The organism is Bradyrhizobium sacchari (assembly GCF_002068095.1).
Taxonomy (GTDB): Bacteria; Pseudomonadota; Alphaproteobacteria; order Rhizobiales; family Xanthobacteraceae; genus Bradyrhizobium; species Bradyrhizobium sacchari.
This window is the reverse complement of record NZ_LWIG01000007.1, coordinates 147,416-161,555: the sequence shown is the minus strand read 5'-3', so window position 1 is coordinate 161,555 and position 14,140 is coordinate 147,416. Positions and strand designations below refer to the sequence as shown.

The window sequence follows — 14,140 nt, the reverse complement described above, 5'->3', positions numbered from 1 at the left end:
CTTCGTCGCGCCCCGGAATGACGGCAATAGATGACAACGAATAAACAAAGGTAAGCCGCCATGAACTTCGATTTCTCGGACGATCAGAAACAGCTCCGCGACCAGGCGCGCAAATTCCTCGCGGAAAAATGCTCGCCCAAGGCGGTGCGCGTCGTGCTCGACGGCAAGGCGCCCTACGACAAGGAGCTATGGAAGGGCCTTGCCGAGATGGGCTTTCTTGGCGTCGCGATCCCGGAAGAGTTCGGCGGCGCCGGCGCCGGCCATCTCGAGCTCTGCGTGATCGCGGAGGAAATGGGCCGTGCCAATGCTCCCGTGCCGTTCTCATCGACCGTCTATCTTGCCGCCGAAGCGCTGCTGATCGCAGGCAGCGACGCGCAGAAGAAAAAATGGCTGCCGGCGATTGCGTCAGGTGAGGCCATCGGCACGCTGGCGCTGTTCGAGGGCAAAGGCAATCCATCGCCGAAGAACGTCAAGCTGACGGCTGCGAACGGCGTGCTCAACGGGGTCAAGAAGCCGGTTGCAGACGGTGCGATCGCCGATTTCGCGGTGGTCGCCGCACGCACGGGACCGAGCGGACGCGAAAACGATCTCTCGCTGTTCCTGGTCGATCTCAAAGCTGGTGGCGTCGAGGTCAAAAGCCTCACCAATCTCGATCCGACCCGCGGGCAGGCCGAGATTTCGTTCAAGGACTGCAAGGCCGAGCCGCTCGGTGCGGCCGGCGAAGGCTGGAGCATCCTGACCCAGGTGCTCGACCGCGCCGCGGTGCTGTGCGCCTTCGAGCAGGTCGGCGGCTCCGACCGCGCTTTGGAGATGGGCCGCGACTACGCGCTCGACCGCGTCGCCTTCGGCCGTCAGATCGGCTCGTTCCAGGCGGTCAAGCATATGCTGGCCGACATGTATGTCTCGGCGACGCTGGCGCGCTCCAACTGCTATTACGGCGCCTGGGCGCTCTCGACCAACGCCGCCGAACTGCCGGAAGCGGCCGCCGCCGCGCGGATCAGCGCGACGCAGGCGTTCCAGCACTGCGCCAAGAACAACATCCAGGTTCACGGCGGCATGGGTTTCACCTGGGAGTTCGACTGCCACATGTACTACCGCCGCGCCAATGCCATGGCGCTCGGGCTCGGCAGCCTGTCCTATTGGGAGGACCAGCTGATCGACCGCATGCGGAAGAAGAACGCGGCCTAGTGTCATTCCGGGCCGCCGCAAAGCGGCGAGCCCGGAATCTGGAGATGAGTGAATAACGTCGAGATTCCGGGTTCGCGCTACGCGCGCCCCGGAATGACGGAGAGAAAGACCATGAACTTCGACGACACCCCGCAGGAAGCTGAATTCCGCAGCGTGGCCCGCGCCTGGATCAGCGCGAACGCGCCAAAGCAGTACGAGGAAGAGCTGCGTAAATCCTCGCTCGGCCGTACCGTGCTCAAGAATGCCAATATCCTGGAGGTCGCAAAGGCCTGGCAGAAGAAGAAAGCCGATGCCGGCTGGGCCTGCCTGCACTGGCCGAAGGAATATGGCGGCCGCGGCTCATCGCCGATCGAGCGCGTGATCTGGCAGCAGGAAGAAGGGCCGTTCGCCCAGCTGTCCCGCATGTTCATCATCGGCCACGGCATGTGCGGACCGACCATGATGGCGTTCGCGCGCGAGGAGCATAAGCGCAAATATCTGCCGCCGCTCGCGTCGGGCGAAAAAGTCTGGTGCCAGCTGTTCTCCGAGCCGGCGGGCGGCTCGGATGTGGCGGGCCTGCGCACGCGCGCCGAGAAGGATGGCGACGACTGGCTCATCAACGGCCAGAAGATCTGGACCTCGGGCGCGCATTATTCCGACTACGGCATTTTGCTCACGCGCACCGATCCGACCGTGCCCAAGCACAAGGGCCTCACCATGTTCTTCCTGGACATGAAGAGCCCCGGCGTCGAGGTCAGGCCGATCAAGCAGGCGAGCGGCGCCTCCGACTTCAACGAGGTCTATTTCACCAACGTTCGCATTCCCGATCATCAGCGCCTCGGCGAGGTCGGCGATGGCTGGAACGTCTCGCTGACCACGCTGATGAACGAACGCAGCGCGATCGGCGCGGCCGTCTCGACCGGTTTCCCGGAGCTGTTCGAGTACTGCTCCAGCCTGATGCTCGACGACGGGCCGGCGATCGAGAATCGCGCGGTACGCTCGAAGCTGGCGAACTGGGCGGTGAAGGCGAGCGGGCTGAAATACACCAGCATGCGCGCGATCTCCGCGCTGTCGCGGGGCGAGCGCCCGGGGCCGGAAAACTCCATCGGCAAGCTGGTCGCGGGCTCGATGATCCAGGATGTCGCAACCTACGCGCTCGATCTGCAAGGTGCGGCTGGCGTGGTCAGCGGCGCCGAGGATGCTGAACTCGCTGGCCGTTTCCAGGCCATGCTGCTGCGTGCGCCGGGCACCCGCGTCGAAGGTGGCACCGACGAGATCATGCGCAACATCATCGCCGAGCGGGTGCTGGGCCTGCCCGGCGATATCCGTGTCGACAAGGACGTGCCGTTCAACATGATCCCGACGAAGGGGAGATGAGTATGTGTCCCGGACGCGATGCAGTGCGTAGCGCTGCTTCGCAGAGCCGGGACCCAGCAGGCCGCAGATGGGCCCCCGCTTGGCAGCGCACCGCTCCGCGCTGCGCGGCGTCCGGGGCACGAGAGAGGAGAGCTCGAATATGAATTTCGACGACACCCCCCAGGAAGCCGCATTCCGCGAAACCGCGCGCAAATGGGTCGAGGCCAATGCGCCGAAGGAGCTGCATGCCGAGCTGTCAAAATCCTCGCTCGGCCGCATTCGGCTCGCCAAGCACGACATCGTCGATGTCGGCAAGGCCTGGCAGAAGAAGAAGTTCGAAGGCAACTGGGCCTGCCTGCACTGGCCGAAGGAATATGGCGGCCGCGGCGCAAGCCCGATCGAGCGCGTGATCTGGCAGCAGGAGGAGGGCGTCTACGGCAAGCTGACGCAGCCGTTCCAGATCGGCGAGGGCATGTGCGGCCCCACCGTGATGGCCTTCGGCAGCGAGGACGCCAAGCGCCGGTACTTGCCGAAGCTCGCCTCGGGCGAGGAGATCTGGTGCCAGCTGTTCTCCGAGCCCTCCGCCGGTTCCGACGTCGCCGGCCTGCGCACCCGCGCCGAGAAGAAGGGCGACAATTGGGTCGTCAACGGCCAGAAGATCTGGACCTCTGGCGCGCATTATTCCGACTATGGCCTCCTGATCGCGCGGACCGATCCGAACGTGCCCAAGCACAAGGGCCTCACCATGTTCTTCCTGGACATGAAAAGCGAGGGGGTCGAGGTGCGGCCGATCAAACAGGCCAACGGCATGCAGGAGTTCAACGAGGTCTATTTCACCGACGTCGTCATTCCCGATAGCCAGCGTCTCGGCGCCGTCGGCGATGGCTGGAGCGTGTCGCTGACCACGCTGATGAACGAGCGCATGTCGATCGGCGCGCGGCTCGCGACCGGCGTGCCCGAGATGTTCGAGTTCTGCTCGAACCTGATGCTGGAGGATGGCTTGGCCATCGACGATCCCGCCGTGCGCTCAAAGCTCGCGAGCTGGGCGGCAAAGTCGAGCGGGCTGAAATACACCAGCTACCGCACCATCTCGGCGCTATCGAAGGGCGATCGGCCGGGCCCGGAGAACTCGATCGGCAAGCTGGTATCAGGCATGATGCTGCAGGACATCGCGACTTACGCCATGGACCTGCAGGGCGGAGCCGGCGTTCTCACCGGCAGCGACGAGGAGACGGTGCAGGGCCAGTTCCAGCAGATGCTGCTGTCCTCGCCCTCGATGCGCATCGCCGGCGGCACCGACGAGATATTGCGCAACATCATCGCCGAGCGGGTGCTGGGTCTGCCGGGTGATATTCGTGTCGACAAGGACGTGCCGTATAACAAGATCCCGACGAAGGGGCGGGGGTAGCCGTCATTCCGGGGCGATGCGAAGCATCGAACCCGGAATCTAGAGATGAGTGAATAACTTCTAGATTCCGGGTTCGCGCTGCGGGCGCCCGGGAATGACAACGAAGAGAGCATGCTATGGACGCGAAAACACCGAACGCCCGCCACTCAACCGAAGACCGCATCGGCGTGCTCGAAGAGCTCCTCAACGAGCGCTACTCGGTTCGTGCTTTCCTTCCAAAGGAGGTCGACCGCACCACCATCGAGCACGTGCTGACCACCGCGCAGCGCACGGCGTCCTGGTGCAACAGCCAGCCCTGGCAGGTCATCATCGCCAGCGGCGAGGCCAAGGAACGCTTTCGCAAGGCGATCTACGGTGAGGCTTCGAAAGGCCTCGGCGACGATTACGATTTCATCCCGCCGCGCGAATATGTCGGGGTCTATCTCGAGCGCCGCCGCGAGAGCGGCTTCCAGCTCTACAACACGCTCGGCATCGCCCGCGGCGACAAGGCCGCCTATGCCAAGCAGGCGCTGGAGAACTACAATTTCTTTGGCGCGCCGCATGTCGCCATCATCCACACCAACGAGCCGCTCGGCATCTACGGCGCGATCGATTGCGGTGCCTATGTCTCGAATTTCATGCTGGCCGCGCAGGCGCTCGGGCTCGGCACGATTCCGCAGGCGGCGCTGGCGCGCCACTCCGGCCTGATCCGCCGCCATTTCAAACTGCCCGACGACCGCCGCGTCGTCTGCGGCATCTCGTTCGGCTATGCCGACCACGCCCACAAGGTCAACAGCTACCGCACCTCGCGCGCGAGCGTGCCTGACACAGTGACGTTCGTGGAGGAGTAAGGACGTACGCGAAGGCGGCCGCGCCAACGGCCGCCTTCGCACGTTTGCTGAGACCCGATGGCTGCGCTATCCGCCGCTGCCGCCGATCACGGCGCGCACGGTCTCGTCGGGCCCGAAGTCTTCGGCGCCGTCGACATAGAGCAGCGCGGCGAGCTTCGAGCGCGCGCGGTTGACGCGGCTCTTGATCGTGCCGACCGCGCAGCCGCAGATCGAGGCCGCGTCCTCATAGGAGAAGCCGGAGGCGCCGACCAGGATCAAGGCCTCGCGCTGGTCCTGCGGAAGCTTCTCGAGCGCCCCGCGAAACTCCTCGAACTCGAGATGCGCGTTCTGCGACGGCTGCGTCTTCAGCGTCTTCGCGTAATTGCCCTCGGCATCCTCGACCTCGCGCCGCCGCTTGCGATAGTCGGAGCGAAACAGGTTGCGCAGGATCGTGAACAGCCAAGCCGGCAGGTTGGAGCCGGGCTGGAAGGAGTCGATGTTGGCAAGCGCGCGCAACAGCGTTTCCTGAACCAGATCATCGGCGCGGTCGGCGTTGCCGCTGAGCGAGATGGCGAACGCGCGCAGACTTGGCACGGCCGCAAGGATGTCGTTACGCAGGGATTCCGTGAGAGGCATTAATCCCTCCCATTGTTGTTGTCGTTGGAGCCCCCATCCGTTTCCACTTGGGGTGCGCCTCCCGGCGCATCAAGTTTCTTGATCAGCTCCGCGAACCGGTCCGGAACCCCTTGCCGCACGACGTCGTCGTACATGGCGCGCAGTTGATGCCCGATCCGGGACTGGATCTCCGGAGTAAGGCCTCCCTTGCCGGGGGTCGTGCTTTTGCTGGCTTGAGACTTGAGATCTTTCATGACCTGTTCCACGTTTCCCCGAGTTAAGTTACTGTAAAATCGAGAAGTTTTCTCAACCGGGAGCCGTTCCCTGGATAGGCACAATTCGAGGTTCGTCAAAAAGTTCCCGCTCTCGCGGAACTTTTCTTGTCCTGGGGCGTAGTCAGCCAGCAGGGGAACCCGGGCCTCCCCTCGTTGTTCCTGTTCTCTGAGGCCGGCCCGAAGATGAATGGAGTGGGGATGTCCCGTTCACAGCTTGTCGCTGAACACTTGCCATTGCTGCGCCGGTACGCACGCGCCCTCACGGGCAGCCAGGCCTCCGGCGACGCCTATGTCGCAGCCATGTTGGAAGCCATGCTGGGAGATCCGTCGGTGCTCGACGAGAGCCATGGGCCGCGTGCGGGCCTGTTCCGGCTGTTCACCCAGATCTGGAATTCGGTTTCGGTCAACGACGATGCCGAGGTGACGACCCTGCCGATGCCGCCCGAGCGGCGGCTGTCGAACATCACGCCGCTGCCGCGGCAGGCATTCCTGCTGCTGTCGCTGGAGGGATTTTCGGAAGAGGAAGTCGCCTTCATCCTCAGCACCGACGTTGCCGAGACGCGGCGGCTCGCGGACGCCGCAGGGCGCGAGATGGCGGCCGAGATTGCCACCGACGTGCTGATCATCGAGGACGAGACCTTCATCGCCATGGATCTCGAGAGCCTGGTGAAGAATCTCGGCCACAATGTCGTCGGCGTCGCGCGCACCCATGCCGATGCGGTGGCGCTCGCCAAGAACAAGCGGCCCGGCCTGATCCTTGCCGACATCCAGCTCGCCGACGGCTCGTCGGGGCTCGATGCGGTCAACGAATTGCTGCGCACCTTCGAGGTGCCGGTGGTCTTCATCACTGCCTATCCGGAACGCTTCCTCACCGGCGAACGCCCGGAGCCGGCGTTCCTGATCTCAAAGCCGTTCCAGCCGGCGATGGTGTCGGCGGTGGCGAGCCAGGCGCTGTTCTTCCAGCGCAACTCGCGCAACCGCGCGCCGAAGGTGCCGGCGGCGTAAGGAAGCATCGATCGGACGAGAAAACGGCGCGTCGCAAGGCGCGCCGTTTTTCGTTTGCCCGCGCCCTGTGTCAGCAACCTCGACAGACGCTGTTGAGCTTGGCCTTTACCTTAGCTTCGTTCTCCCATGGCCCGAGCCCGCCGTTGCGTCGCATTCCGTCGAGGGTCATGAACACGGTAACCCTTTGCAGGTCGTCCTTCGCGTCAGAAGGCGGTTTCGGAAATGGCTCGCTTCGCTCCACCATCTTGAGAGCCGCCGCATCGAGCAGCGCGGACCCTGTGCTTTCGACGAGCGCGCTCGAGATCAATTTGCCCGAGCGGTCGACTACAAATGTGACGCCGGCATCGCCTCGCTGGCCGATTGCCCCCGGGGGAAACGTTCCGTTGCGCCATACACGCTCGGTGACCTCCTTGCGCCAGACTGCCACGGCATCGGGCGAGCCAGAGGCGGGATCCGGCCGGCTTAGCTCTATCCCCGGGGGACGGTACCTCGAATTGACGGCCATTGAAGACAATCGGCACGGTCAAGGTGAGCGAGGTCTCCAACTCCGGAGGCGGCGCCGGAAACGGTTGAGCGCGGGCGACGATGTCCAGCGCAGCAATATCGAGCGGCCGGGATCCAGCGCTCATAGCCAGTGCCCGCCAGATCAACTTGCCAAACCGGTCGATGCCGAATGCGACCTTGGCCTCACCGGTTTGTCCCCGTCCTTCAGGCAGCAAAACCCTGTTGCGGACAATGTGGGCCGTCAGTTGCGCCTTCCAGAATTTGACTCTCTGCTCTCTGACTCAGTCTGGCGTGCGTGGGGAAGGCTACCGGCAATCCGAGAAGCGCGGCCAGCAAGGGGAATTTCATCTGCACAACGGTGGATACCAATCGCGCTCCGGTTGATTGCAAGACTCGCTGCTCGGGTCGCGCTTGCACCATTGTGGGCAACTCGAACGGCCGCGAGACATCAGGCGCTTGACGCCACCATCATTGCCGCGTTGATACGTCGGGCCGATGACATTCATCGTAGCCTCAAGTCGCCGGGAGAGACGTACCATGGACCAGCAACTCCTCGACCGCCTCGCCATCCGCGACCTCGTCGAGAACTGGGCGGTCTGGCGCGATGCCGGGGATTGGGACCGCTTCGCCACGGTCTGGCACGAAGAAGGCTGGATGTCCGCCACCTGGTTTCAGGGGCCGGCGCGGGACTTCATGCGCGTCAGCCAGGAGGGGTTCGCCAAGGGCGTGCGCATCCTGCATTTCCTCGGCGGCACCAGCATCGACCTCGCGGGCGAGCGCGCGATCGCCCAGACCAAGATGACGATTTCGCAGCGCGCCCTGGTACACGACGTGCTCTGCGACGTCGTCTGCACCGGGCGCTTCTACGATTTCCTGGAGAAGCGCCACGGGAAATGGGGCATCGTCCGCCGCCAGCCGATCTATGAGAAGGACCGGATCGACCCGGTCGATCCCGCAGCAGAGCTTCAGCTCGACCAGATTGCGCTCGCCGCACTGCCCGAAGGCTACCGCCACCTCGCCTACATGCAGGAGCTGATCGGCTACAAGGTGAAGCGCGACATGCCAGGTCTCACTGGTGCCGAGGTCGAGAAGCTCTATGGCGAAGGGCGAGACTGGTTGGCGGGGAAGGCGAAGTAACCCCAGACAAAAGAAGCGCGACTGGCGCCGCAACTAGTCCGGAACTCCAGCCCCCCTTTGCGAGGCGCCTGCTTCCTGCGCGAAATGTGGAATCGTCCGAAAGCCAGACATTCTTCTAGCGAAAACGAGCCCGCCGAACGAAAGGACGGTGCCGGGATCGACGACCCGCAAAGACCCGTGAGTTGGCTGATCACGGCCGTCCCACGGTATGAGGTTGTTAGGGGCCATCATACTGATGAATGACGACGACGGGGGTATTTCCCGCTGTCGAACTGAGTAGAACACCGGATGATCCTTCCGGGGAATCTGATCCAACGTGCGAAGCGGTCTTTGGAAGCCGGCTCGGGGAGGATCTCATGCAGCTAACCCCGCGAGAGTTCGACAAGCTGCTCGTCCACATGTTGGCCGACGTGGCGCTGAAACGAAGAGCCAAGGGCATCAAGCTCAACTATCCGGAAGCCGTCGCCGTGATTTCGGCGGCCGCCCTCGATGGTGCTCGCTCCGGCAAGACGATCGAAGACGTCACCAACGAGGCGCGTACCGTTCTCACCAAGGCCGACGTGATGGATGGCGTCGCCGACCTCATCCCCATGGTGCAGGTCGAGGCAGTGTTCAGCGACGGCAGCCGCCTGGTCACGGTGCATACGCCGATCCAGTGAGCGCTTACAGGAGATCTACATGGCTGGACCAAAACTGGGCCCCAAGGTTGCCGCCGATGTCGATCCGGTCACATCACACGTACCGGTCGGCGGCTACGTCTGCAGCCCGGCAGCGATCACGTTCGACGCCGATCGGCCGGTGACGACGCTCAAGGTGCGCAATGCGGGGGACCGGCCCGTACAGGTCGGATCGCACTTCCATTTCTTTGAGGCCAATCCCGCCCTGGAGTTCGATCGCGCCGCGGCTTTCGGGCTGCACTTGAACATCCCATCGTCTACGGCGACTCGGTTCGAGCCCGGCGACGAGCGCGAGGTTCACCTCGTTCCCTATGGCGGCAAGCGCGCGGTCTATGGCTTCAACAACCTCGTCGATGGTCCCACCGCCGACACGAACGCCGCCACGGCGAAATCCAAGGCGATCGCGCTGGCAGCGCAGCGGGGCTTTCGCTCCACATAGAACAAGGCGTGAAACGCGCGAGGGCCGCAATGGCTACCATCTCTCGGCAAGAATATGTCGGTCTGTTCGGGCCGACGACAGGCGATCGCATCCGGTTGGGCGATACCGGTCTGTTCGTGGAAATCGAGCGCGATCTGCGCGGCGGTTATGGCGACGAAATCGTCTTCGGTGGCGGCAAGAGCATGCGTGAGGGCATGGGGATGGACAATCAGGTGACGCGGGCGGGTGGCGCCCCCGACCTTGTGATCACCAACGTGACCATCATCGATGCCATGCTGGGCGTCGTAAAGGCGGATGTCGGTATCAAGGATGGTCGTATTTGTGCAATCGGCAAGTCCGGCAATCCCCAGACCATGGATCGCGTCACGCCCGGTCTGGAGCTGGGATTGGCCACCGATGCTATTTCGGGCTCACATCTCATCCTCACGGCCGCCGGGATCGACACCCACATCCATTTCATCTCGCCGCAGCAGGCGGAGGCCGCGCTTTCAAACGGCACGACCACGCTGATCGGCGGCGGTACCGGCCCTTCGGACGGATCCAACGCGACAACGGTCACCTCGGGTCCCGGCAACATCAGTATGATGCTCCGCGCGTTCGAAAACTGGCCGCTCAATGTCGGGATTCTCGGCAAAGGGCACGGGCACGGCAAAGCAGCCCTGCTTGAGCAGATCGAGGCGGGTGCGGTCGGCGTCAAATGTCACGAGGACTGGGGCACCACGCCGGCCGTGCTTCGGTCCGCGCTCACCGTCGCCGACGAGACGGACACGCAGGTCTGCATTCACACCGACACGTTGAACGAATCCGGCTTCATTGACGATTCGATCGCAGCCTTTGAAGGGCGGACCGTGCACTCGTTCCACACCGAGGGGTCCGGCGGCGGCCATGCACCTGACATCATCAAGATCGCCGGCCTTCCCAATGTCTTGCCGTCGTCCACCAACCCGACGCTCCCCTACGGCATCAATTCGCAGGCGGAGCTCTACGACATGATCATGGTGTGTCACCACCTCAGCCCCGACATCCCTTCCGATGTTGCGTTCACCGAAAGCCGCATCCGCGCCGAAACCATCGCTGCGGAAAACGTTCTTCAGGATCTCGGGGTCATTTCGATGTTCTCGAGCGACTCGCAGGCGATGGGACGGATCGGGGAATGCTGGCTGCGCTGCATCCAGACCGCGGATGCCATGAAGACCGGACGCGGCAAGCTGCCGCAGGATGTGGCCGGCAACGACAATTTCCGGGTGCTGCGCTACGTCGCGAAGATCACGATCAATCCCGCAATCGCACATGGCATTGCGGACGTGCTGGGCTCGGTCGAAGTCGGCAAGATCGCCGACCTCGTGCTGTGGGAGCCCGAGTTCTTCGGCGCAAAGCCGAAGATCGTAATCAAGAACGGCTTCATTAGCTGGGCGGTGATGGGCGATCCCAACGCGTCGCTGCCGACGCCGCAACCCACCTATTATCGGCCCATGTTCGGTGCCTACGGCGACGCGCTGGCCGCCAATTGCATCACGTTCGTCTCCGGCCTCGCGCATGCTGCGGGCGTCAAGGAGCGGCTGGGTCTGCGCCGCCAGGTGATGCCGGTGAGAAATGTGCGCAAGATCGGAAAGCAGGACATGGTCCGAAATGCGGGGACACCGAAGATCGAAGTCAATCCGGAAACGTTTGCCGTGACTGTGGACGGCAAGCACGCCACGGTTCCGCCCCTGACGATGGTTTCGCTGAACCAAAAGTACTTCTTCAGTTGAGGAACCGCCATGATCATGATCGAGAGCGTTCTGGGCAATTCTGCCGATCCCGAATGGGCCAGCCGGCTGTCGGGTGCCGAGATAGACCTGGTCGAGATCGACCAGTGGGAGGCGCAGAAGAGCCGTTTCCGCAAAACCACCGCCAAGGGCGCACAGGTGGCAGTGTCGCTCGACCGCCATACCCACCTCTGCGATGGCGACGTTCTGCTTTGGAATGCGCAGGCGCTCTCGGCGCTCGTCGCGCGGATCGAGCTGCGCGACGTGATGGTCGTGCATCTCGGCGACCTGACGCGTGTTGCGCCCGAAATAGCGATGCGGACCTGCGTCGAGCTCGGCCACGCCATGGGCAACCAGCATTGGCCGGCGTTGGTCAAGGACAACATCGTGTATGTGCCGCTCACCGTCGACCGCAAGGTGATGGCCTCCGTCATGAATACGCACCGCTTCGAGGGAATCCGCTACGAATTCGTATCCGGACGCCAGGTCGTTCCCTACCTCGCTCCGCATGAATCCCGTCGGCTCTTCGGCGGGGCGGAAGGGCAGGTGCATTCGCACGCGCACGAGAGCCATGCCCATATCGAAGCAGAGGCAGGACGCGTGGCGCACATCCACGCCAAGCCGGCAACCGCCGACCACGAACAAACATCGCCGCTAGCGGCCGGCTCCGCACGTGACAGCAGGAAATGACCATGCCGAGGCATCGAGGACCGCGACATCGCTGTCGCGGATGCTGCAGTTTGGCGACTCGATGTTTCCCATCGGCGCGTTCTCGTTCTCTTCGGGGCTTGAATCCGCCGTTCAGGAAGGCGTCGTCACCGACGCGAGCACGCTTTGGGCGTTCGCGCTCACCGCGGTCGAGCAGGCAGCCCGCGGTGACTGCATCGCGTTGATCGCCGCGCATCGAGCGGCGACCGCCGGCGAGATCGATACCCTCGCTCGAATAGATGCGCAGGTCTACTCGCGCAAGCTCTCCGGCGAAGCGCGAGCCATGTCGGTTCGCGTGGGCAAGAAGTTCACGGAGATGGGTGTCGAGGTCGTGGGCGCGCCGCTGCTTCGCGCCTGGCGCGAATGCATCGAGACGTCCGTCACGCCCGGTTGTTATCCCGTGGCCCTGGCGATCCATTTTGCGGTGCAGGATCTGCCTGCCTATCAGGCGTTCGTCGTGCACCAGTATGGCGTTGCGACCACGATCCTCGGGGCGGCCCTGCGGCTGATGAAGGTCAGCCACATCGAGACGCAGAAGATTCTCTACGAGCTCACCGGACGAGCGGAGGAGATGTACGCGATCGCCGCGAAGACGCGGCTGTCAGACATGGCGGGCTTTGCGCCTCTGACGGAGATTCTGGCCGCCGTCCACACTCGCGCGCATGTGCGCCTATTCATGAATTGATATCGGATGGAGCCTGGGATGTCGAAGGGTATCACGCGGATCGGTATCGGCGGCCCGGTGGGATCGGGAAAGACCGCGATCGTGGAGGCAATCACGCCGCGCCTGCTCGATCTCGGCATCAAGGTGCTCATCATCACCAATGACGTGGTGACGACCGAAGATGCCAAGCACGTACAGCGTATGCTCAAGGGCATTCTGCTCCACGAGCGCATCATAGGCGTGGAGACGGGGGCTTGCCCTCATACCGCGGTGCGCGAAGACCCGAGCATGAACCTTGCCGCGGTCGAGGACATGGAACGGCGCTTTCCGGACAGCGATGTCGTGCTGATCGAAAGCGGCGGGGACAATCTGACGCTGACCTTCTCGCCCGCCTTGGTGGACTATTTCATCTATGTGATCGACGTTGCCGCGGGCGACAAGATCCCGCGCAAGAACGGACCCGGGATCACCTACTCCGACATCCTGGTCATCAACAAGACCGATCTCGCCCCTCACGTAGGGGCGAGCCTCGACGTGATGAGGCAGGACGCGAGAATGATGCGCAGCGCCAAGCCGTTTCTGTTCACCAATTGCAAAACCGGAGAAGGCATTGCTGAATTGGTTTCGCTGATCGAGCGGGAGTTCCTGTTCGATATCATGCCGCGCGAACGGCGGCCGGCATGATACCGGCCGCTGTCCATCCCTGGGCTCGCGCCGAAGCGCTCGGCGCATCGATGCCGGAATTCGCGCCTTTCCAGGACGAGCCGCCGCAGATGCGCAGCGGCGCGGTCGGGAAGGCGGGTTTCCTGCGCCTGGGCTTCGAGCGCCGCTCCGGAGAGACGATCCTGGCCAGCCTGCAGCGCCGCGCGCCTTACGTGGTGCAGCGCGCGCTGCATTGCGACGAGGCCATGCCGGAGTTGGCTTGCGTGTTTCTCATCACCACCACCGGCTGCGTGTTGCAGGGAGACCGGCTCGCTCTCGACGTCACCGTGGGACCGCGTGCGCAGGCGCATCTGACCTCGCAATCGGCGACCAAGGTTCACGCGATGGACGCCAACTATGCGGCGCAAAGCCAGACGATCACGCTGGCCGACGATGCCTATCTGGAGTTTCTTCCCGATCCCGTGATCCCGCACCGACACTCGCGGTTTCTCAGCGACACGCAGATTTCCGTCGCGCCGTCGGCAACGCTGCTGTTCTCGGAAATCATTCAGCCCGGCCGCAAGCACCATCATCCCGACGAGTGTTTCGGCGCAACCGTGTTGTCGATGTCGACGGCGGCCGCGCGGCCCGATGGCCGGACCCTGTTCGCAGAGAAGCTGGTGATCGAGCCACGGCGATATGAGATGCGGCAGACGGGCGTGATGAACTCCTTTGACGTGCTCGCCAACGTGATCCTGTGCACACCCGAGGACAAGGCGGAGCGTATCCACGAGCGCGTGCAAGCCGGGGTCGACTTGGCGGAAGGCATGGCGTTCGGTGCCTGTCGTCTGCCCAATGATGCGGGCCTGATCTTCAAGGTGCTGGGCCGGGAAACGGCGCAGGTGAAGGCCAAAGTGCGCGAATTCTGGGCGGTGGTACGTGAGGAGGCGATCGGCGCCGCGCTCCCTCCGCCCTATTTGTGGCGG

At 63.6% G+C, this 14,140-nt stretch carries 16 protein-coding genes and 1 pseudogene; 13 read left to right on the top strand and 4 right to left on the bottom strand.

All coding sequences use genetic code 11. The annotated features are described in order from the left end of the window. Window positions 1-60: 60 nt before the first annotated feature. The 4 genes from A5906_RS07210 to A5906_RS07195 all read left to right on the top strand — a co-directional run bounded on the left by A5906_RS07210 (window position 61) and on the right by A5906_RS07195 (window position 4,761). Window positions 61-1,188, top strand: a complete 1,128-nt coding sequence (locus A5906_RS07210) for an acyl-CoA dehydrogenase family protein (protein WP_080134552.1) — start codon at window positions 61-63, stop codon at window positions 1,186-1,188. 111 nt (window positions 1,189-1,299) lie between these two features. Continuing rightward, window positions 1,300-2,544, top strand: a complete 1,245-nt coding sequence (locus A5906_RS07205; RefSeq protein ID WP_080135210.1) for an acyl-CoA dehydrogenase — start codon at window positions 1,300-1,302, stop codon at window positions 2,542-2,544. 139 nt (window positions 2,545-2,683) lie between these two features. Further along, on the top strand, window positions 2,684-3,931 hold the full coding sequence (locus tag A5906_RS07200) for an acyl-CoA dehydrogenase (RefSeq protein WP_080134551.1): 1,248 nt from the start codon (window positions 2,684-2,686) through the stop codon (window positions 3,929-3,931). Between the two features lie 116 nt (window positions 3,932-4,047). Then, window positions 4,048-4,761 carry a nitroreductase gene (locus tag A5906_RS07195; RefSeq protein ID WP_080134550.1) on the top strand — a complete coding sequence of 238 codons (714 nt, stop codon included), beginning with the start codon at window positions 4,048-4,050 and terminating at the stop codon, window positions 4,759-4,761. A gap of 66 nt (window positions 4,762-4,827) precedes the next feature. Here A5906_RS07195 and A5906_RS07190 read toward each other — a convergent pair whose 3' ends face one another. Next, on the bottom strand, window positions 4,828-5,376 hold the full coding sequence (locus A5906_RS07190; protein ID WP_018646832.1) for a sigma-70 family RNA polymerase sigma factor: 549 nt from the start codon (window positions 5,374-5,376) through the stop codon (window positions 4,828-4,830). After that, the gene (locus A5906_RS07185) at window positions 5,376-5,609 is read right to left on the bottom strand and encodes a NepR family anti-sigma factor (RefSeq protein WP_080135209.1); all 234 of its coding nucleotides are present in this window, start codon (window positions 5,607-5,609) and stop codon (window positions 5,376-5,378) included. The genes A5906_RS07190 and A5906_RS07185 overlap by 1 nt, the downstream gene beginning before the upstream one ends. A gap of 219 nt (window positions 5,610-5,828) precedes the next feature. On the opposite strand from A5906_RS07185, the gene A5906_RS07180 reads away from it, so the two are divergent. Next, window positions 5,829-6,635 carry a response regulator gene (locus A5906_RS07180; RefSeq protein ID WP_026312585.1) on the top strand — a complete coding sequence of 269 codons (807 nt, stop codon included), beginning with the start codon at window positions 5,829-5,831 and terminating at the stop codon, window positions 6,633-6,635. Window positions 6,636-6,705: 70 nt separating this feature from the next. Here the strand turns inward: A5906_RS07180 and A5906_RS44010 are convergent, their stop codons facing one another. Together A5906_RS44010 and A5906_RS44005 are read right to left on the bottom strand one after the other, a co-directional pair. Then, window positions 6,706-7,140 carry an energy transducer TonB family protein gene (locus tag A5906_RS44010; protein WP_245326623.1) on the bottom strand — a complete coding sequence of 145 codons (435 nt, stop codon included), beginning with the start codon at window positions 7,138-7,140 and terminating at the stop codon, window positions 6,706-6,708. A gap of 58 nt (window positions 7,141-7,198) precedes the next feature. Beyond that, a pseudogene (locus A5906_RS44005) lies at window positions 7,199-7,354 on the bottom strand (energy transducer TonB family protein); the annotation flags it as partial. A gap of 322 nt (window positions 7,355-7,676) precedes the next feature. On the opposite strand from A5906_RS44005, the gene A5906_RS07170 reads away from it, so the two are divergent. The 8 genes from A5906_RS07170 to A5906_RS07135 all read left to right on the top strand — a co-directional run. Continuing rightward, window positions 7,677-8,276 (top strand): nuclear transport factor 2 family protein, encoded by a 600-nt coding sequence (locus tag A5906_RS07170; protein WP_080134549.1) that lies wholly within the window; start codon window positions 7,677-7,679, stop codon window positions 8,274-8,276. Between the two features lie 356 nt (window positions 8,277-8,632). After that, complete coding sequence (locus tag A5906_RS07165) at window positions 8,633-8,935, top strand: urease subunit gamma (protein ID WP_080134548.1); 303 nt, start codon at window positions 8,633-8,635, stop codon at window positions 8,933-8,935. Between the two features lie 19 nt (window positions 8,936-8,954). Continuing rightward, on the top strand, window positions 8,955-9,392 hold the full coding sequence (locus A5906_RS07160) for an urease subunit beta (protein ID WP_080134547.1): 438 nt from the start codon (window positions 8,955-8,957) through the stop codon (window positions 9,390-9,392). Window positions 9,393-9,421: 29 nt separating this feature from the next. Beyond that, the gene (locus A5906_RS07155; RefSeq protein ID WP_080134546.1) at window positions 9,422-11,143 is read left to right on the top strand and encodes an urease subunit alpha; all 1,722 of its coding nucleotides are present in this window, start codon (window positions 9,422-9,424) and stop codon (window positions 11,141-11,143) included. Between the two features lie 9 nt (window positions 11,144-11,152). Beyond that, the gene (locus A5906_RS07150; RefSeq protein ID WP_080134545.1) at window positions 11,153-11,830 is read left to right on the top strand and encodes an urease accessory protein UreE; all 678 of its coding nucleotides are present in this window, start codon (window positions 11,153-11,155) and stop codon (window positions 11,828-11,830) included. Between the two features lie 40 nt (window positions 11,831-11,870). Then, complete coding sequence (locus A5906_RS07145; RefSeq protein WP_080134544.1) at window positions 11,871-12,533, top strand: urease accessory protein UreF; 663 nt, start codon at window positions 11,871-11,873, stop codon at window positions 12,531-12,533. A gap of 18 nt (window positions 12,534-12,551) precedes the next feature. After that, window positions 12,552-13,196 (top strand): urease accessory protein UreG, encoded by a 645-nt coding sequence (ureG, locus tag A5906_RS07140; RefSeq protein WP_080134543.1) that lies wholly within the window; start codon window positions 12,552-12,554, stop codon window positions 13,194-13,196. 50 nt (window positions 13,197-13,246) lie between these two features. Continuing rightward, window positions 13,247-14,140 (top strand): urease accessory protein UreD (locus tag A5906_RS07135; protein ID WP_245326621.1); only part of this gene is annotated, 894 nt, incomplete at its 3' end.

Bases quoted from the DNA above. Each gene is read 5' to 3' on its own strand.
- A5906_RS07210 (WP_080134552.1), top strand. From the start codon at position 61: ATGAACTTCGATTTCTCGGACGATCAGAAACAGCTCCGCGACCAGGCG.
- A5906_RS07205 (WP_080135210.1), top strand. From the start codon at position 1,300: ATGAACTTCGACGACACCCCGCAGGAAGCTGAATTCCGCAGCGTGGCC.
- A5906_RS07145 (WP_080134544.1), top strand. From the start codon at position 11,871: ATGCTGCAGTTTGGCGACTCGATGTTTCCCATCGGCGCGTTCTCGTTC.
- A5906_RS07200 (WP_080134551.1), top strand. From the start codon at position 2,684: ATGAATTTCGACGACACCCCCCAGGAAGCCGCATTCCGCGAAACCGCG.
- A5906_RS07170 (WP_080134549.1), top strand. From the start codon at position 7,677: ATGGACCAGCAACTCCTCGACCGCCTCGCCATCCGCGACCTCGTCGAG.
- A5906_RS07185 (WP_080135209.1), bottom strand. From the start codon at position 5,609: ATGAAAGATCTCAAGTCTCAAGCCAGCAAAAGCACGACCCCCGGCAAG.
- A5906_RS07155 (WP_080134546.1), top strand. From the start codon at position 9,422: ATGGCTACCATCTCTCGGCAAGAATATGTCGGTCTGTTCGGGCCGACG.
- A5906_RS07180 (WP_026312585.1), top strand. From the start codon at position 5,829: ATGTCCCGTTCACAGCTTGTCGCTGAACACTTGCCATTGCTGCGCCGG.
- ureG (WP_080134543.1), top strand. From the start codon at position 12,552: ATGTCGAAGGGTATCACGCGGATCGGTATCGGCGGCCCGGTGGGATCG.
- A5906_RS07190 (WP_018646832.1), bottom strand. From the start codon at position 5,376: ATGCCTCTCACGGAATCCCTGCGTAACGACATCCTTGCGGCCGTGCCA.
- A5906_RS07160 (WP_080134547.1), top strand. From the start codon at position 8,955: ATGGCTGGACCAAAACTGGGCCCCAAGGTTGCCGCCGATGTCGATCCG.
- A5906_RS07165 (WP_080134548.1), top strand. From the start codon at position 8,633: ATGCAGCTAACCCCGCGAGAGTTCGACAAGCTGCTCGTCCACATGTTG.
- A5906_RS44010 (WP_245326623.1), bottom strand. From the start codon at position 7,140: ATGGCCGTCAATTCGAGGTACCGTCCCCCGGGGATAGAGCTAAGCCGG.
- A5906_RS07150 (WP_080134545.1), top strand. From the start codon at position 11,153: ATGATCATGATCGAGAGCGTTCTGGGCAATTCTGCCGATCCCGAATGG.
- A5906_RS07195 (WP_080134550.1), top strand. From the start codon at position 4,048: ATGGACGCGAAAACACCGAACGCCCGCCACTCAACCGAAGACCGCATC.